Source organism: Streptomyces sp. DSM 116793, assembly GCF_057320905.1.
Map to the genome: position 1 here is coordinate 6,214,029 of NZ_CM170494.1, position 17,793 is coordinate 6,231,821.

Consider the following 17,793-nt stretch of genomic DNA (forward strand, 5'->3'; position numbering starts at 1 on the left):
GACGGCTGCCGCCCAGCGTGGCCGCAGCCACCGGCGCCGGTCGGCCGCACGGCCCCGTAGGGCTTGCCGGACTCTCACGCTGCGCACGCGGCTCGACGCTGACACTCTTCTGATCCACCCTCTCGATCACCGCACTGCCCGGCCACCGTGCGGTCGCTACGACACTCGGCAGCGCAGTGGCGGACGACGCCAGGGCCGGCCCTCCTGGACCGGCCGAGACGTGATCCGCCCGACCGCGCCATCCGGATCGCGGGCGGGCAGATCACTGTTGTTCCGTTCGTTCAGTGTTTCCGGGCGCGGTGTTTCCGGCTCATGAACGCGATGGCCAGACCCGCACCCACCAGCAGACCGGCGAGGGCGATCATCTCCGGCAGCCGGGATGTACCGGTGTCCGCCAGGGAACCCGAGCTCCCACCGGCCGGGGCCGGGTGGTTGGGCGCCGCGGGTGACGGCGTGGAGGCCGGCGGCGACGCGGGTGGGGAGGTCGGTGGCGGTGTCGGGGTCGCCTTCGGGACGTACACCCCGGCGTCGATCGTGTGATCGACCCCGCCCGGCTTGTCCGGGGCGGTGACCGGTGCGTAGCCGTTGCACAACCGCCCGGTGGTCGGCGGGGTCACGTTGGAGTCGTGCGCACGGGTGGCACCGGCTCTCGGGAGCGTGAACCGCAGCTCGTCCGCCGTGGGCCGGCCGGGCACCTCGCCGGTGTCGGCGGTACACACGTCGAACTGGACGGTGTACTTGGCACCGGGGGTGAGCTGGTAGGCGGCGCCGACACCACCGAAGTAGTACTCGCCGGCGGCATCGGTCCTGGTCGTGGCGACCTGCTTGCCGCTCGCGTCCAGCAGGTTGATCGTGGCCTCCGGCAGCAGCGGTTCCGCCGGGTCCTGGGTCCCGTTGTGGTCGCCGTCGAACCACACGAGGTTGCCGATCTGGATCGGCGCGTTCGCCGCCGCGTACGCGATGTCACCGAGCCCGCCGGCCTTGCCGAACCCGCCTTGGACCTGGCTGACGAACTGGAACCCGTTGGCGGTCGGGTTGTTGCCCGGGCCCTGACCGGTCGTGATGTTGTGGTACCCGGTCCCTGAGGTCGCGACGTTGACGACCGGGTCGAACTCCGTGCTGACGACCCACTGCTGCTGGGGGATATAGGCCACCGACCCCAACGCGGTCTCCTGGTGGGCGTTGGCGTAGAAGTCGCCCGGGAAGTACTCGACGGCACCGGTGGCCTGGCCGCCGTTGTTGGCGGGGGTGGCGTGGTTGGGGCAGTCTCCGGTGCCTTCCCACGCGTACCCACCGGCGGCAGTGGCGCAGACCATGGTGATGTCACCACCGGACATGCCGTTTTCCGCCGTGTCGTTCCCCGGGCGGGGGTCCAGCCCTCCCCAACTGAGCACGTCCATGAACCGGTCGCGGAAACCCAGGATCATCGAGCCGTCGCGGGCGAAGGCGAGAGAGGCCAGCTCCGGCTGCGGATCAATGAAGGTGGTGCCCGTCGACCGGTCGTCCCACGTGTCCAGACGGGTGTTCCACGGGTTCCAGTGGGTGGCCTTGTCGCCGGAACCGTAGACGGTGCCGCGCACGTCCGTGAGCGGGTGGGTCAGCACCGTGCTGAACCGCTTGCCGTCATAGGTGTAGACGACGGCTTTCAGGTCCGCGCGCTGCTGCGTGCTCTCCGCGCTGCACACGCCGCCGACGTAAAGGGTGTTGTTGTGGGCCTGGAGGCCGAACGGCCGCCAGTCTTCCGCGCTCGCGCACCCCGGGTCCGGGATGGGGACCGTCGCCTCGGGCGCCGAGGCGGTGGCCCCTGTCGCGTCGAAGCTCACCAGGCTGCGGGTCAGCAGGTTCACCGCGTACAGCGTGGAGCCGTCCTCCGACAGGGTCAGGCCACCGATGCTCTCCTTGCCCGGTGCATCGGTGAACCCGGGATCCTTGATCATGTGGGCGGTGTCGTGCGGTGTCACCGCGGTGCCCGGCACCTTGGCGAACAGCTCCGGCGCGCCCGAGCCGCTGACCGGCACCGTGTAGATCGCGCCGGGGCCCTGTGGACCGTACGGGGCGTACCGGCGGGCGAACGCGCTCTGGAACAACCGGCTCCGGTACGTGTCGTACGCCAACCCGAACGTGGTCCCCACCTGGGCCTGCGTGGCCAGCGTGTCGGGGCAGGACACATCGGTGGGACACGTGCCCCGGGCGTTGGTCCCGAACGCCACCAACGCCCGGGTGTCGGTGCCGTTGGCGCCGTTCTGGACCGGTACGAAATACCGCGAGTCCGGCAGTGCGTAGTCGGCCGGATCCCACACCCCCGTCACCACCGAGGCGTTCTTCCCGCCCGACACGTCCACGAACGACGTGAAGCTGTCGAAGTGGTTCTCGGCCGTCGACGCGGGCGCCGCCCGCAGATAGCCCCTGTACGGTGCCGGGACGCTGACGTCGACGCGGTACCGGCCGCCGCTCAGCACCGTCGACGGCGGCACCACGACCTTTCCCGTGGCATCCGTGACGCCGGTGACATCGTGTCCGGCGGGGTCGGAGACCTCCACCTTCATGCCCCGCTGCGGCACGTCCATCGTCGCGTTGATCACGCCGGTGCCGAAGAAGTCGCGCAGCACCTCGACCGTCAGGGTGCCGTCGGCGGCCGAAGCGGCGGCCGGTCCAGCCGTCGCTGCCACGGTGCCGCCCGCCAGCAGAAGAACGGATAACCCCACGCGCGCCAGCGGCTCCCCGAGCCCCCAGGCCGACCGGGGCGAATCTCTGCCTACTCGGTTCATGGCATCACACTCCACACTTCTCTTGTCTTGAAAACGAAGCACCCGATTCTCGCCGGAGTTCACTGCGTGGCCCCGGACACGGACGCCGGTCGCGAACGCCAAGGAAAAGAAAAAAGGGCCCACTGCCGCTGCGTGGACCGCCTTGTGGTGATCGTTCGGGGGATAGGGTGGGCGAGTCGTAAGTACCGCAGACCAGGAAAAGCGAACGCGCGTTCAGGGCCTTGGGCGGGACCGGCGGGACTGCCCTGCGGTGTGTGTTTGCGCAGCTCGACCACGGTACCCTCGCCCCCACCGCCGACCTCACCGACCGCCATCGCGAGCAGCGCGCGATAGTCTATGCGGAGGAGTCTCGCCGTCGCCACCGGATCTCCGGCATCCATCGGGATAGGCGATAGGCCCCGAGCACCCGGAAAATGGCGACCGGAAGAATGTGCGAAAGCGACGTGGTGGCCGAATCCGATCCCGTTGAACGCGTGACGCAGTCCGCTGTGGACAAACCCGCCGGGATGGACGACCGCGACGTCGAGTGGGACGACGGGGCGGCGCCCCCCACCGCGGAAGTCGCGTGACGCTGGGCTGAATCGCCGTCGGCCGTCACCCCCGGTCGGAGGGGGCGCCGCGCCGGCGCCCCCTCACCCCTTCAACGCCCCGGACGCGATGTTCCGTATGAAGTGCCGCGCGCCGAACAGGAACACGATGATCAGCGGGACGATGGCCACCAGCGTGCCCGCCATGACGACGCTGTAGTCGGTGACGTAGAGGCCGTTGAGCTGCGCCAGCGCGAGCTGGAGCGTGATGTGGTGCGAGTCGATCAGGACGACCAGCGGCCACAGGAAGTCGTTCCAGGCGTTGACGAAGGTGAAGATGCCGAGGAACGCGAGCGCCGGGCGCAGCACCGGCAGGGCCACGTACAGGTAGCTGCGGAAGAAGCCGCAGCCGTCGATCCTCGCGGCCTCCAGGAGCTCGTCCGGCAGCGACCCGGCCGCGTACTGCCGCATCCAGAAGATCCCGAACGCGTTCGCCGCCGCCGGCACGATCAGCGCCTTCAGGCTGCCCACCCAGCCGAGGTGCGCCATCAGGGAGAACTGCGGGATCGCCGCGAGCTGCGTCGGCACGACGAACGTGGCCAGCAGGATGCCGAAGAGCGCCTTGCTGCCGGGGAAGGTGTACTTGGCGAACGTGAACGCGGCGAGCGAGTCGAAGAACAGCACCGCGACGGTCGTCACCACCGCCACGACCAGCGTGTTGAGCAGCGAGCCAAAGAAGTCGATCTTCGAGAAGACCTCCCCGATGTTGTGGAGGAGCTGGTCGCCGTGGACGAGCTTCGGCGGCGAGGCGTAGATGTCCGCCGTGGTGTTGGACGCCATCACGGACAGCCAGTAGTAGGGGAAGAGCGTGATCAGCGCGCCCACGATGAGCGCGGCGCAGGTGAGGATCCGGCCGCGGGTGCTCATCGCCCGGCCTCCCCCAGGGCGACCCGGCCCCGTTCCGGGCGCTGCACGAGCCGCCAGTTGAGGATGGCGAACAGGACGACCACGACGAAGATGCCCCAGGCGATCGCGGCGCCGTAGCCGAAGTCGTTGTCCGCGAAGGCGGTGCCGTAGAAGTAGAGGACCATCGTCAGGCCCGCGGCGCCCGGACCGCCCCGGTCGCCGAGCAGCACCTGCGACTCGGTGAACGTCTGCAGGCCGCCGATCGCCGACATCACCAGCGAGAACAGCAGCACCGGGCGGAGTAGCGGCAGCGTGATCCGGAAGAACGTCTGGACGGGCCCGGCGCCGTCGATGCGGGCCGCCTCGTAGACGTCGGTGGGCAGTGCCGTCAGGCCGGTCAGGAAGATGATGGCGTTGTATCCGGTCCACCGCCAGATGATCATGATGGCGATGGCCGAGCGTATCGCCCACGGGTCGGCCAGCCACGGCACGTGGCCGAGGCCGAACAGGCCCAGGAACCAGTTGAGGATGCCGAACTCGCCGCTGAAGATCGAGCCGAACACCAGCGACATCGCCACGATCGACGTCACGTTGGGCATGAAGTAGGCGATCCGCAGCACGCCCTTGTACCGGATCGAGGAGTTCAGGCCCAGCGCGATCAGCAGCGCGAGCACCGTCATCGGGACGGTCGACATCACCCAGATGATCAGGGTGTTGCCGATCGAGTCCCAGAACTGGCCGTCGGTGAGCAGGTACCGGAAGTTCTCCAGGCCGACGAACTTCATCGGGCCGACCCCGTCCCAGCGCTGCAACGCCAGGTAGAACGAGTACAGCACCGGGTAGAGCCCGAAGACGCCGAAGAGGATGAAGAACGGCGAGATGGCCGCGTACTGCGGCAGGTACCGCCAGCGCCGGCGGCGCCGGACGGCGTCGGGAAGCGCCGGAGCCGGCGCCCCGGCGGACGCACCGGCGCCCCCGGCCACCCGGGCGGATGTCGCGGTCATGAGAGAACTCCCTGCCGGCGCAGCAGCCGTTCGATGCGGGTGCGGGCGTCGTGCCAGGCCCGTTCCGGGTCCTTGCCGCCGAGCTCCACGTTCGTCAGCTCGTCGGTGTAGGTGTCGCTGATGGTGATGTCCCAGGGGCTGAAGTAGGCGTACCGCACCCGTCGGGCGATGTCGGCGAAGACCCGCACGGTGGACTGGCCGCCGAAGAACGGGTCCCCGGCGGTGAGCCGCCGGTCGGTGAAGGCGCCTGGGCTGGACGGGAAGAGGCCGATGTCGGTGTAGTTCCAGGTCTGGTTGGCCGGGTCCTGCAGCCAGCTCACGATCTCGAACGCGGCCTCGGGGTGCGGGCAGGCGCTGGTGATGGCGAGGAACGAGCCGCCCTGGTTGCCGGGTCCGCCGGGCGGTGCGCACACCCGCCACCTGCCCGCGGTGCGCGGCGCCGACTGCTTGATCTCGCCGGTGATCCAGGACGCGTTGACGAGGCTCAGCTCCCGGCCGGTGTTCCAGGCCGCGTGCCGGTCCACGGACTGGCCGTTGACGCTCCCCGAGCCGGCGTACCCGGCGGTCAGGCGGCGGCGGAACGCCTCCACCGAGCGGTCCCACGCGAGCCGGACGTGGGACTGGTCGTCGAGGTAGTGGTTCCGCGGGTCGAAGTACTTCTTCGGCTCCTGCGCCATCGAGTAGGTGAACACCGTCTTCGTGTCCGTGATCAGATAGCGGCCCGGCAGCTTCTTCTGCAGCCTCTCGCCGAAGGCGAAGTACTTCTCCCACGTCGGCACGGCCGCGGCGACGTCCTCGGGCTCGCTGGGGAAGCCCGCCCGGGCGAACACGTCGTGCCGGTAGTAGAGGGCGGCGGGGCCGACGTCGATGGGGAAGCCCAGCTGGAAGCCGTCCGGGCTCGCCCCCGCCTGCCACTTCCACGGCAGGTAACGGCCCGCGAGCCGCCGCGCGCCCAGCGTGTTGAGGTCGACGAAACGGTCGCTGTCGGCGAAGTACCGCGAGATGTTGTCGCCGATCATGGTGATGTCGGGCAGGTAGGCACGGCCCGCGAGCGCGGCCAGCAGCCGCTGGGTGAGGTCGCCGCTCACCTGCGAGGTGACGAACTCGTCCCGGGCGAACCGCTTGGCCGCGGTGGTGAGGACGTGCTCGGACAGGCCGTTGTAGGTGTACCAGAGCGTGAGGCGGCCCGGGTTCGCGGTCGGGGGGCTGGCACACCCGCCGGCCCCGAGAACGGTGCCGCCGAGCGCTGCGGCGCCCGCCAGCAGCCTGCGTCGAGTCAGCGTCATCGAGGACCCTTCGCCAAGCGACGACCGTGGAGCGCTCCCATAAGGGCTCGCGAATCGCGGGAAGTTTGTTTGTAGTGGCACTGGTGTGTCAAGAGGTGTGCACGTGGCGGGGATTCAGCGGTACGGACGCTCAATGCGTTCGGATTCCTCTATTGGACAGCACACCGCTGCCGGAGCGAGGCTGAACGGTGCGCCGCGGCCGGCCATGCGCCCCGCGCGCTCCCGGAGCCGGCTCCCCCCGGCCCGCTCCGGAGCCGCCGGCCGCGGCATCCCGCACCACGCGCTCGTCGAAAGGCAGCCACTCATGCAGACCCGCCGTATCGGTGACGTCCAGGTCAGCGCGATCGGACTGGGCGGTATGCCCATGTCCATCGAGGGGCGACCCGAGGAGTCCCGTTCGATCGCCACCGTCCACGCCGCCCTGGACGCCGGCGTGACCTTCATCGACACCGCGGACGCCTACCACCTCCACGCCGACGAGGTCGGCCACAACGAGTCGCTCATCGCCAAGGCCCTCGCCTCGCACTCCGCCGGCTCCGACGTGCTGGTGGCCACCAAGGGCGGCCACCTGCGTCCCGGTGACGGCACCTGGACGCTCGACGGCCGGCCCGAGCACATCAGGCAGGCCTGCGAGGCCTCCCTGAAGCGGCTCGGTGTCGAGGCGATCGGGCTGTACCAGTTCCACCGCCCCGACCCGAACGTGCCCTACGCGGAGTCCGTCGGCGCCCTCGCCGAGCTGCTCGACGAGGGCAAGATCCGGATGGCGGGCATCTCCAACGCCGACCCGGGGCAGATCCGGCAGGCGAACGAGATCCTCGGCGGCCGCCTGGTCTCCGTGCAGAACCAGTTCTCCCCGGCCTTCCTCTCCAGCCGGCCCGAGCTGGACCTCTGCGCGGAGCTGGGCATCGCCTTCCTGCCGTGGAGCCCGTTCGGCGGCATCACCCGCTCCGACCGGCTCGCCGCCACGCACACCGCCTTCGCCCGGATCGCCGAGGCGCACGGCGTCAGCGCCTACCGGGTCGTGCTCGCCTGGATGCTGGCGCTGGCCCCGGTGGTCGTCCCCATCCCCGGCGCCAGCCGCCCCGAGAGCATCCGCGACTCGGCGGCCGCGGCGGAGCTCACGCTCAGCGCGGAGGAGCTGGCCGAGCTGGAGGCGTAGGTCGCCGCACGCGAACGGTGTGACCCAAGAGGCTCTTGTTAACGAGGAGTTGGGCGGGGGTGGAGTGGTCGGCGTCATCCGGTGAGGCTAGGCTCAGGTCCCCACCGTGGACCTGACGAGGTGACAGCGTGAGCCCGTTCCGCCCCCGTGCCCGCACCGCCGTCCGCACCGCCACCGCGCTCCTCGGCGCCGCCGCGCTCACCGCGCTGTGCACCGCCGCCGCCTCCGCCGACACCCAGGGCTGGGTGCGGACCGGCACGTCGAGCGTCGACTCGCTGTCCGGCGGCGAGGGCCTCGCCTCCCGCGACGACGGCTCGCTGCTCTACCGCGGCCTCGGCACCATCCCGCTGGACCTGCGGGTCCGCGGCTGGAACCACGTCGGCGACCCCGACATCGCCCGCGGCTACGTCTTCGACGCCTACCAGGGCCCCGACGACGCCACGTCCAAGATGTTCGCGGTCACCACCCCGGACGGCACGCGCTACACCTACGAGCACCCGCTGGACGCCGGCGAGAAGCTCAACAACTCCTTCGCCGCGCTCTCCCCGGACTCCCAGTGGCTGGTCTCCGGGGAGTGGGGCGACCAGGACAGCCTCCAGACCTTCCCGGCCCCGCTGCTCAACCCCACCACCCCGCAGTCCGGCGGGACCCTCCCGCAGACCGGCCGGATAACCCTGGACCACCCGGTGCGCGACATCCAGGGCTGCGACTTCATCACCGCCACCCAGCTGGTGTGCGCCTCCGACGACGCCGCCACCGACCTCTGGCCCGACCCGCGCCCCCTGCTCCAGGTGGACCTCCCGCACACCCTCGACGGCACCGCGGTCACCGGCCATGTGACCGACCTCGGCGCGCTGCCCCAGCAGAGCGTCTGCACGGGCACCTTCGAGGCGGAGGGCGTCGACTACGACACACACAGCGGGACGCTGCGGGCGCAGGTGGTCTCGCCCGGGGTGTGCAAGGTGAGCACGACGGTGTACGAGTACCGGCGCGCCGGGAGCTGAGGGCCTGGCGGGCGTGGCCGGCAGGCCGCCGTTCGGCGTGGGCGGTCGCCGGAGCGCCGCCCTCGCCCGCTGACCGGCGCCAGCCCCCCGGCCCCCCGGCCCCCCGGCCCGCCGGCCGGTTCCGCCCCCCCCGCCCGGCTGCCCGTCGGGCCGCCCGGCACCGCCTAGCGGACGGCGGCCCCGGGTCCCAGGGGGATGCCGGCCGCCCACCACGCCAGGAACAGCAGCGTCCAGACGGCCGTCATGGCGACGGCGAGTGGCAGCGTGTACGAGGCGAGGGTGCCGATGCCCGCGGTCCGGCGGTACCGCTGGAGGAAGCCGAGTGCCATCACGAAGTACGGGCTCATGGGGGTGATGGCGGTGGAGCCGGAGTCCGCGATCCGGAAGAGCGCCTGGGTGGTCTGCGCGGGGACGTCCACGAGCATGAGCATGGGCACCAGGACCGGCGCTGCCAGTGCCCACATCGCCGAACCGCTGGTCACCATGGTGTTGACCAGCGTCAGCAGCAGGAGCACCAGCAGGAAGACCACCACGATCGGCAGCCCGCTGTGCCGCAGCGCCTCGGCGGCCCGCACGGCCAGCACATCGCCGATGCGGGTCCAGTCGAAGTAGGCCAGGAACTGCGCCACGGCGAAGAACAGCACCAGCACCGGGGCCATCTGCACCACGCCCTGCGCCATCAGCTTCGGCACGTCGCGCGCCCCGCCGAGGGAGCCGGCCCGGACGCCGTAGACGGTGCCGACCACGCCGAACAGCAGCGCCACCACGGCGGCGATGCCGTCCAGCAGCGGTGAGTCGACGATGCTGCCGCCCTCGCCCCGCAGCGGCGAGGACTCCGGAAGCACCACCGCGACGACCGCCAGCACCCCCACCACCAGGGCGAGCACGGCCCGGCGCAGCGCGGCGCGCTCCCGGTCGCCGAGGCTCAGCCCGCCGATGTCCGGCAGGTCGGCGTCCTGGTCCGGGTCGAGGTCGGGACGCCTGCTGAGCACGGTCCTGGTCACCAGCGTGATGACGGCCGCGAGGACGAGGGAGGAGGCGATGGAGAAGAACCAGTTGCTCAGCGGGGAGACATACGCGTCGTGCCCGCCCACGATCCTGGCGGCGGTGGTGGTGATGCCGGCGAAGATGGCGTCGTTGGGCGTGGGCACGGGGCTGGCGTCGTAGCCGGAGGCGATGGCGGTGTAGGCGACGACGATGCCGAGCACCGGCGAGCGGCCCACGGCGTGGAAGGCCAGCCCGCCCAGCGGCACCAGGATGATGTAGGCGGCGGCCGAGGCGACATGGGCCACCGTACCGGCGAACGCGACCGCGAACACCACCCACGAGGCGGGCACCCGGGACACGCCCGCCTTCATCAACGCGGCCAGGAACCCGGTGCGTTCGGCCACCGCCACGCCCATGATGACGATCACGATGGTCGCCATCGGCGGGAACACCGCGAAGTTGTCGACCATGGTGGAGACGGCCATGGCGAGGCCGTCCCCGCTCAGCAGGTTCCGCACCGCGACCGCCTTGCCGCCCTCGGGCGAGACCACGGACACGTCCAGACCGGCCAGCAGGGCGCTGACGGCGGCCAGTACCGCGGAGAGGATCCAGAACAGCCAGAAGGGGTGCGGCAGGGCGTTCCCCGCGCGTTCCACGACCGCCATGGCCCGTACGACACGGGGCACCCGCGGCTCGGCGGGCTTCTGCGGAGTACCTGGTGGGGCGGGACTGGCGGCGGACATGGCGGCTCCGGGGGACGGCGAGAGGGGGAGTCCGTGGGGACGGGGGCGGGGGAGTCCGTGGGGACGGGGGCGGGGGAGCGGAGAGGCGTGGAAGAAAGGCAGGGGAGGACGGAGGTGGGGGCGCGGGGGACGACGGAGAGGGGAGGACGGAGGTGGGGGGAGCGGGGGAGCGGGAGTCGGGCCGGTGGCGGCTACGGCAGGCGGTAGTCGCTGAGGAACCGCCACAGGACCTCGTGGGCCTCGATGGTCTGGGTGGTGTGACCGCCGCCGCTGTAGCTGTCGGCGCCCGGCCAGGTGTGCCCGCCGCCCGCGACGGCGACGTGCTCCACCCGCGTCCCGCCGCCGGGGCTCACCCAGGCGGACACGGTGATGTCGGGTTCGACCAGCCGGTCGGGCAGCCGTTCGGTGCAGCCGTCCCGCCCGGCCCACCCGGCCACCCAGTCGGGGATGGCCGGCAGGCCCCGGTCCGCGTCGCCCGCGTACGGGATGGTGGTGTCCGCGGTGCCGTGGAAGTCGATGACCGGCACGGGCCGGGACGGGTGGCAGTCGGTGCCGGTGCCCGGGTAGAAGGCGCCGGACACCGGGGCGATCGCCGTGATCCGGTCGGCCATGCGGCAGGCGAGCAGGCCGGTGAACCCGGCGCCGTTGGACTTGCCCGTCGCGTACACGCGCCCGGCGTCGACGCAGAGCCGCTGCTCCAGGGCGGTGAGCAGGTCGGCCGTGAACGCCACGTCGTCCACCCCGGGCGCCGCGTACGGCGCGCCCTGCCAGGCCTGGCGGTCGCCGTCGCCGGTGCTGACGACACCGTTGGGGTAGGCCACGACGGCGGGGAGGGTGGAGAGCTTCGAGAACTCCTCCGTGCCGGCGCCGGTGTTGCCGCGGCCGTGGAAGGCGAGGATCACCGGCCAGGGGCGGTCGGCACGGTAGCCGGCGGGCAGGTGGAGCTGGTAGGTGCGCTCGCGGCCACCGCTGGTGAGGGTGCGCAGCACACTGGTGTCCGGCAGCTGGGGCGCGGGGGTGCCGCAGCCGGCGGTGGGCGCGGGGCTGCCGGGGGCGCGCCCGGCGTGCGTGCCGGCCTGCGGCCTGTGTGCGTCTTTGGAGGGGGCGGGGCTGTGTCCCGGGGGCACCTCCCACACCCTTGAGGCAGTGGGGGAGGCGCCGCCGCGAGGGCGTGTCCAGCCACGACGCGACATGCGGGTGGCCACCGGCCGAAAGTGGCTGTCTCTGTCGTATCCGGACCACCGGCCGGTGGATGGCTGGTCGCGCAGTTCCCCGCGCCCCTTCAGGGGCGCCGTGGCCGGTGTCGGGGGCAGCGCCCCGGAGGACGGGGTGACGACGGGCGAGGCTTGGGCGGGAGCGGGAGCGGGAGCGGGAGCAGGGGCCGCGGCCAGGGTGGTGAGCGCGGCGAGGACCGTCGCCGCCGTCGTGGCGACGGTGCGCAGTCGGGCGGGGGCGCGCAGTCGGGCGGGGGTGCGGGCGGTGGTTCCTGTCACGGCGGGCTCCTTCCGCCGGCGGGCTTCCACCGGCCGGCCGGGTACGTCAGGGCGGATGGGCGCGGGTGTGCTGCGGGGCGCGCGGGTGTGCTGCCGGGCACGTGGGCGTGCGCCGAGGTGCTGCGGACGACGAGGTGCTGCGGAGGCGGCGTGGGCGTGGGCGTCGTGCTGCGCGGCCGGGCGGCGCCGGTGGGCGCGGGCCGCGCGGGCGCGGGTGCGCCGAGGGCCGGGCGGTGGCCCGGACGTGCCGGCCGACCGTCCCGAACACGGCGGCCGGGCGCCGGGCCTCAGGCGTTCAGCCACTCCTCGACGAAGGCGACGATGCGGGCGACGACGGCGTCGACGATCGCGCGGCCGTCGTCCGGTGTGGCGGTGCGCGGGTCGCCGAGCACACCGTTGGGGCTGAGCTGGTCGTAGCGGACGGTGAGGGTGGGGTGGCCGGTGCGGCGGGCGAGCCGGGCGAGCGGGGTGAGCTGCCCGGTGGAGGTGGTGCCGGCGGTGAGCCGGTCCCGGTGCACGAGGTGGGGTGCCAGGTGGAGCAGCTGCGCGGTCTCGGCCTCGCCGCTGTGCCCGTGCACCTCGCCGACCCGCATGCGGGCCACCACGTCGGCGGCGAGGGCGGTCAGCGGGGTCCAGGCGAAGCCCAGGTCGGGGTGGGTGGTGAGGAGGTCCTGGGCGATGGTGGTGAGCGTGGCGTTGTTCCCGCCGTGTCCGGTCAGCACCAGGACCTTGCGCCAGCCGTGCCGGTGGAGACCCGCCACGTACTCGCGGACCAGGGTGGCGAACGTGCCGGTGGTCAGGGTGAGCGTGCCGGCGAAGGCGAGGTGGTGCGGGGAGACGCCCACGGGCAGGCCCGGCCCGATCACGGCCCGCCCGCCGAGCCCCGCGGCGACCAGGTCGGCCACCCGCTCGGCCCGGATCGTGTCCGTCGCGAGCGGCAGACCCGGGCCGTGCTGCTCGAAGGCGCCCGCCGGGAGCAGCACGACGGGCGCCCCGGTCACCGCCTCGGCGGCCTCCTCGGTGGTCATCTCGGCCAGCCGCACCGGACGGGCCGGCCCCGGTGACCGGCTCCCCGGGGCGCTCATCCTGCCTCCCCCGGGAAGTCGGCGGAGGCGACGGACGTGCGGATCGCCTCCAGGTGCTCCCGGGTGAGCCGTTCCGCGGCCGCCGCGTCCCCGTCGTGGACGGCGCGGAGGATCCGGATGTGCTCCGTGTGGTCGCGGGTACGGTCGTTGTACCGGTGGCGGATCTCGACCTGTTCCCGCGCCCGGACGTCGAGCAGGGCCTCCACGGTTTCCCGCAGCAGGGCGTTGCCGCTGGTCGCGGCCAGCGCCACATGGAAGTGCACGGACTGGCGCAGCGACTCCTCGGGCGGATACAGGGCGTTGGAGGCTGCGCTCTCCAGCAGGGCGAGCCCTTCCGGGGCGCGGACCCGTGCGGCCATGGCCGCGACGGGCGGCTCGATCACGAGACGGGTCTCCACGAGTTCGAGGACCGATGTGCGGGTGCCGCGCGGCTGGTGCGGGTTGGCCAGCAGCCGCCGCTCGACCCCCGGCCCCACATACGTGCCCGAACCGTGCCGGAACTCCACCACCCCGGTGGCCTCCAGCCGCCGCAGCGCCTCCCGCACGGTCGGCGTGGTCACGTCGAACCGCCGGGCCAGCTCCCGCGAGGAGGCCAGCGCGTCCCCCGGGGCCAGCCCCTGCGTGTGGATGATCTCGACGATGTCGTCCGCCAGACGCTCGGACAACGACAACTCACGGCGACTCATAAAGTGAGTAGATCAGTAGATCACTTGAGGTGTCAACGCCCGGGACAGGACGGACGACGGCGGCCCGGCGCGCCGCCGTACGCCGAGTCGCGGACCGCACCCGTTGGGCACCGGCACCGCCACCGAGTGACCCTGGAGGGAGAGAGCGGGAAGCAGAGAAGGAGAGTCCCGGCCAACAGAGAAGAGGGACACAACGTGATCTACGTGGACCGTCACGAAGCCGGGCGGAGGCTGGCCGCCGCCCTCACGCACCTCGGCACGGAGGACACCGTCGTCCTGGGCCTCCCCAGGGGCGGCGTCCCGGTCGCCCGGCAGGTCGCGGACGCGCTCGACGCCCCCCTGGACATCTGCCTGGTGCGCAAGCTGGGCGCCCCGTTCCAGCCGGAGCTGGCGATGGGCGCGCTCGGCGAGGGCGACGTGCGCGTCATCAACGACGAGGTGATGCTGGACGCCCGTGTGACACAGGAGGAACTGGCCCAGGTCGAGGAGCGCGAGCGCACGGTGCTGGAGCGCCGGGCGCGGCAGTACCGCGGCGACCGCCCGCCGGTGGACCTGACGGGCCGGACCGTCGTGGTGGTCGACGACGGGGTGGCCACCGGGTCCACCGCGCGGGCTGCCTGCCGGATCGTGCGGGCCCGCGGCGCCGCCCGCACCGTGCTGGCGGTGCCCGTCGCGCCGTACGGCTGGACCGACCGGCTGGCGGGTGAGGCCGACGAGCTGGTCAGCCCCGAGACCCCCCGGGACTTCTGGGCGATCGGCCAGTTCTACGCCGACTTCGCGCAGGTTGACGACGACGAGGTGATCGCCTGCCTCGCCGCCACGACCCCGCGGTCACGGCACTGACCAGGACCGATGCACGGCGACGCGGTCACCCTGTTTCTCTGCGGTGACGTCATGCTCGGCCGGGGCGTCGACCAGATCCTGCCGCACCCCGGCGACCCGGAACTCCAGGAGGCGTACGTTCGCGACGCCCGCGAGTACGTGGCGCTCGCCGAGGCGGAGAACGGGCCGGTGCCCCGGCCTGCCGACTACCGCTGGCCGTGGGGCGAGGCGCTGCCGGTGCTGGACCGGGCGGCGCCCGACGCGCGGGTGGTCAACCTGGAGACCAGCGTCACGCGGGCCGGGGACTTCGCCCCGGGCAAGGGCGTGCACTACCGGATGAACCCGGCCAACCTGCCGTGCCTGGCCGCCGTCCGCCCCGACGTCACCGTGCTGGCCAACAACCATGTGCTCGACTTCGGCAGGCGCGGCCTCTCCGAGACGCTCGACGCGCTGGCCGGTGCCTGGCTCAGGACCGCGGGGGCCGGCCGGGACGCGGCCGCCGCGCGGCGGCCCGCGGTCGTCACCCTGCCGGGCGGCAGCCGGCTCCTGGTCTTCTCGTTCGGCCTGCCGACCAGCGGGATCCCCCACGACTGGGCCGCCACCGCCCGGCGTTCCGGTGTCGACCTGGTCGCGGCGCCGATGGCGTCCGCCGCGGCGCTCGGCGAGCGGGTGCGCCGGGCGAAGCGGCCGGGCGACCTCGTCGTCGCGTCCGTGCACTGGGGCGGCAACTGGGGCTACGACGTCCCCGCGGCCGAGAGCCGCCTCGCGCACGCCCTGGTCGACGCGGGCGTGGACATCGTGCACGGCCACTCCTCGCACCATCCGCGGCCCCTGGAGGTGTACCGCGGCAAGCTGGTGCTGTACGGCTGCGGCGACCTCGTCGACGACTACGAGGGCATCGGCGGCCACGAGGAGTACCGGGACGACCTGCGGCTGCTGTACCTGGTGACGGTGGAGTGCGGCACCGGCCGGCTGACCGGCGTCCGGATGGTGCCGCTCCAGGCGTACCGCATGCGCCTGCGGCACCCGTCGCCCGGCGACACCGCATGGCTGCGCACCGTCCTCGACGACGTCAGCCGTCCCTTCGGCACCCGGGTCGAGGCCGCGTCCGGCGGCGCACTCGTGCTCAGGGCCCAGGGGGCCGGAGCCACGGGCCCGGGGCGCGGCGGGTAGGCGAGCCCGCGGCCGGCCCCGCGGCGCACAGGTGGCCGGCGTCGTTGCCCTCGGGGCCCCGCCGCCGTCCTTCGGGGTGTGGGCGCGCCCGCCACGATGCGCCTGCGGCGCGCCGCCTGGCCGAGTTCCCTGCGGTCTCGTGTCCGGCCGCCGGCCGGTGGGGGTTGGTTGCGCAGTTCCCCGCGCCCCTGGGAGGTGGTTGCCCCTTGGGGTTTCGTGTTCGGGTGTTGGCCGGTCGGGCCTGGTCGCGCAGTTCCCCGCGCCCCTGGAGGGTGGTTGCCCTTTGGGGTTTCGTTCCGGGCGCCGGGCGTGTGGGCTACCGGGGTGTCTCCCGGCCCTTCCGCAGGAAGCGCCGTAGGCGGCCCAGGGGCCACGTGTTGATGACGTCCGCCGGGGTGAGCCAACCGCGCTGGGCCGTGCCCACGCCGTAGCGCATGTTGTCGAGGTGCAGGACCGAGTGGGCGTCGGTGTCGACGGCGAACTTCACGCCGAACTCCTTGGCGCGCAGGATGTCCTCGTCGCCGAGGTCGAGCCGGTCCGGCTGGGAGTTGACCTCCAGCGCCGTGCCGGTGCGGGCGCAGGCGGCGAAGACCTCGTCCCAGTCGGCGTCCACCCCCGGGCGTTTGCCGATCATCCGGGCCGTCGGATGTCCGATGACGTTGACGCTCGGGTGCTCGCAGGCACGCACCAGGCGCCGGGTCATGGCCCGCCGGCCGAGGCCGAAGTGCGAGTGCAGCGAGGCCACACAGATGTCGAAGCCCGCGAGGAACTCCTCGGGCCAGTCCACCTCGCCGTCCGGACCGATGTTCAGTTCGGTGCCGTGCAGCAGCCGCATGCCGCGGTGCGCGCCGTCCAGCTCCCGCACCTGCTCGCGCTGGGCCAGCGCCTTCTCGTCCGTCATCCGCTGCATGTACAGGTCGGGCGCGTGGTCGGTGACCGCGTAGTACCGGTAGCCGCGCCGGGCCGCGGCCTCCACCATGTCCTCCAGCGGGGCGATGCCGTCGGTGAGGGAGGTGTGGGTGTGCAGGTCGCCGCGGATGTCCCGCTCGGTCACCACGTCGGGCAGGTCGCCGGCGAGGCCCGCCTCGATCTCCCCGCGGTCCTCCCGCAGGGTCGGCGGGATCCACGGCAGGCCGAGCCGTGCGTACACCTCTTCCTCGGTGCGGGACGCGACCTGCTTGTCGTTCTCGATCTCGAACAGTCCGTACTCGGACAGTTTCAGGCCCTTACGGACGGCGATCGTGCGGGTGCGGATGTTGTGCGCCTTGGACCCGGTGAAGTACTGCAGGCCCGCGCCCCACGAGTCCGGTGGCAGCACCCGCAGGTCCACCTGGACGCCCTGCACCGTGCGGATCGACGTCTTCTTCCTGCCCTGCGCGATGACCTCGGCGGTGGACGGCAGCTCGCCGAGCGCGTCCATGAACGGGGCCGACTTGTGCGCGGCGACGAGGATGTCGATGTCCCCGATGGTCTCCTTCACCCGGCGCAGCGACCCCGCGTAGGCGCACTGCCGGCAGCCGGTGAGCCGCGACAGCTCCGTGACGATCTCCTCCGCCGGGTCCATGGCGACGCCCAGCGGGATACGGGTTCCGGCCTGCTCCATCAGCTCGATGCCGTGCAGGATGTTCTCGGCGGTCTTCCGGCCGAAGCCCTTGAGGTCGCGCAGCCGGTCCGCCCGGATCGCCTCGGCCAGTTCGGCCACCGACGAGATGTGCAGGTCCTCGTAGAGGGTCAGGGCCTTCTTGGGGCCCAGCGTCGGGATCGTGATCAGTTCCCGCACGCCCGCCGGGATCGCCTCCCGGCGCTCCTCCACCACGTCGATGCTGCCGGTGCGGAGATACTGCTCCACCTTCTCGGCGATCGACTTGCCCACCCCGGGGATCTTCTGCATCTCCTTGGGACCCAGCCGGGACACGTCGGAGGGGTGGCCGCCGATGGCACGGGCCGCCTTCTCGTAGGCGCGCGCCTTGAAGGCGTCGCCTCCCGTGATCGCGATGAGGTCCGCGTACTCCTGGAGGAGCGCCTCGACCTCGTCATTGGTCCGGGCCACGTCTCTCAGTCTAGGAGGAGGTTTGTCCGGTCTGCCACATAACGGGGGTGTGGCCGGCGGAGCAGGGGTGTCCGCGTTGCCGTGCCGGGTGGGTGCGTAC

Annotated in this window: 12 protein-coding genes and 1 pseudogene; 4 read left to right on the forward strand and 9 right to left on the reverse strand. The window is 72.5% G+C overall.

Translation table 11 applies throughout. From position 1 onward, the window contains the following. Positions 1–281: 281 nt before the first annotated feature. The 4 genes from ACSMXW_RS24440 to ACSMXW_RS24455 form a co-directional block, all read right to left on the reverse strand. Positions 282–2,669: an SdrD B-like domain-containing protein gene (locus tag ACSMXW_RS24440; protein WP_485808272.1), complete on the reverse strand. Its 2,388-nt coding sequence runs from the start codon at positions 2,667–2,669 to the stop codon at positions 282–284. 731 nt (positions 2,670–3,400) lie between these two features. Beyond that, positions 3,401–4,222, reverse strand: coding sequence for a carbohydrate ABC transporter permease (locus ACSMXW_RS24445; RefSeq protein ID WP_485799361.1), 822 nt, complete (start codon positions 4,220–4,222; stop codon positions 3,401–3,403). Next, a complete protein-coding gene (locus ACSMXW_RS24450) occupies positions 4,219–5,205 on the reverse strand; it encodes a carbohydrate ABC transporter permease (protein ID WP_485799362.1) in 987 nt (328 codons plus the stop codon). The genes ACSMXW_RS24445 and ACSMXW_RS24450 overlap by 4 nt, the downstream gene beginning before the upstream one ends. Next, positions 5,202–6,491: an ABC transporter substrate-binding protein gene (locus ACSMXW_RS24455; RefSeq protein ID WP_485799363.1), complete on the reverse strand. Its 1,290-nt coding sequence runs from the start codon at positions 6,489–6,491 to the stop codon at positions 5,202–5,204. The genes ACSMXW_RS24450 and ACSMXW_RS24455 overlap by 4 nt, the downstream gene beginning before the upstream one ends. 304 nt (positions 6,492–6,795) lie before the next feature. Here ACSMXW_RS24455 and ACSMXW_RS24460 point away from each other — a divergent pair, with 304 nt between their 5' ends. Both ACSMXW_RS24460 and ACSMXW_RS24465 read left to right on the forward strand, forming a co-directional pair. Further along, positions 6,796–7,650 (forward strand): aldo/keto reductase, encoded by an 855-nt coding sequence (locus ACSMXW_RS24460; RefSeq protein ID WP_485799365.1) that lies wholly within the window; start codon positions 6,796–6,798, stop codon positions 7,648–7,650. A gap of 128 nt (positions 7,651–7,778) precedes the next feature. Next, positions 7,779–8,654: a hypothetical protein gene (locus ACSMXW_RS24465; protein ID WP_485799366.1), complete on the forward strand. Its 876-nt coding sequence runs from the start codon at positions 7,779–7,781 to the stop codon at positions 8,652–8,654. Positions 8,655–8,818: 164 nt separating this feature from the next. Here ACSMXW_RS24465 and ACSMXW_RS24470 read toward each other — a convergent pair whose 3' ends face one another. From ACSMXW_RS24470 to ACSMXW_RS24485, 4 genes are all read right to left on the reverse strand, one after another. Then, positions 8,819–10,384, reverse strand: coding sequence for an AbgT family transporter (locus ACSMXW_RS24470; protein ID WP_485799368.1), 1,566 nt, complete (start codon positions 10,382–10,384; stop codon positions 8,819–8,821). A 191-nt stretch (positions 10,385–10,575) separates the two neighbouring features. Further along, positions 10,576–11,877 carry a CE1 family esterase gene (locus tag ACSMXW_RS24475; RefSeq protein WP_485799369.1) on the reverse strand — a complete coding sequence of 434 codons (1,302 nt, stop codon included), beginning with the start codon at positions 11,875–11,877 and terminating at the stop codon, positions 10,576–10,578. A 287-nt stretch (positions 11,878–12,164) separates the two neighbouring features. Continuing rightward, positions 12,165–12,962 carry a creatininase family protein gene (locus tag ACSMXW_RS24480; RefSeq protein WP_485799371.1) on the reverse strand — a complete coding sequence of 266 codons (798 nt, stop codon included), beginning with the start codon at positions 12,960–12,962 and terminating at the stop codon, positions 12,165–12,167. Beyond that, positions 12,959–13,648 (reverse strand): FadR/GntR family transcriptional regulator, encoded by a 690-nt coding sequence (locus ACSMXW_RS24485; RefSeq protein WP_485799373.1) that lies wholly within the window; start codon positions 13,646–13,648, stop codon positions 12,959–12,961. The genes ACSMXW_RS24480 and ACSMXW_RS24485 overlap by 4 nt, the downstream gene beginning before the upstream one ends. 195 nt (positions 13,649–13,843) lie before the next feature. Between ACSMXW_RS24485 and ACSMXW_RS24490 the strand changes: the two are divergent. Both ACSMXW_RS24490 and ACSMXW_RS24495 read left to right on the forward strand, forming a co-directional pair. After that, a pseudogene (locus tag ACSMXW_RS24490) lies at positions 13,844–14,461 on the forward strand (phosphoribosyltransferase); the annotation flags it as partial. A gap of 39 nt (positions 14,462–14,500) precedes the next feature. Further along, positions 14,501–15,643, forward strand: coding sequence for a CapA family protein (locus ACSMXW_RS24495; RefSeq protein ID WP_485799374.1), 1,143 nt, complete (start codon positions 14,501–14,503; stop codon positions 15,641–15,643). A 316-nt stretch (positions 15,644–15,959) separates the two neighbouring features. Here the strand turns inward: ACSMXW_RS24495 and polX are convergent, their stop codons facing one another. Then, positions 15,960–17,693 carry a DNA polymerase/3'-5' exonuclease PolX gene (gene polX / locus ACSMXW_RS24500; RefSeq protein ID WP_485799376.1) on the reverse strand — a complete coding sequence of 578 codons (1,734 nt, stop codon included), beginning with the start codon at positions 17,691–17,693 and terminating at the stop codon, positions 15,960–15,962. Positions 17,694–17,793 lie beyond the last annotated feature (100 nt).

Bases quoted from the DNA above. Each gene is read 5' to 3' on its own strand.
- ACSMXW_RS24470 (WP_485799368.1), bottom strand. From the start codon at position 10,384: ATGTCCGCCGCCAGTCCCGCCCCACCAGGTACTCCGCAGAAGCCCGCC.
- ACSMXW_RS24455 (WP_485799363.1), bottom strand. From the start codon at position 6,491: ATGACGCTGACTCGACGCAGGCTGCTGGCGGGCGCCGCAGCGCTCGGC.
- ACSMXW_RS24495 (WP_485799374.1), top strand. From the start codon at position 14,501: ATGCACGGCGACGCGGTCACCCTGTTTCTCTGCGGTGACGTCATGCTC.
- ACSMXW_RS24485 (WP_485799373.1), bottom strand. From the start codon at position 13,648: ATGAGTCGCCGTGAGTTGTCGTTGTCCGAGCGTCTGGCGGACGACATC.
- ACSMXW_RS24460 (WP_485799365.1), top strand. From the start codon at position 6,796: ATGCAGACCCGCCGTATCGGTGACGTCCAGGTCAGCGCGATCGGACTG.
- ACSMXW_RS24450 (WP_485799362.1), bottom strand. From the start codon at position 5,205: ATGACCGCGACATCCGCCCGGGTGGCCGGGGGCGCCGGTGCGTCCGCC.
- ACSMXW_RS24445 (WP_485799361.1), bottom strand. From the start codon at position 4,222: ATGAGCACCCGCGGCCGGATCCTCACCTGCGCCGCGCTCATCGTGGGC.
- ACSMXW_RS24480 (WP_485799371.1), bottom strand. From the start codon at position 12,962: ATGAGCGCCCCGGGGAGCCGGTCACCGGGGCCGGCCCGTCCGGTGCGG.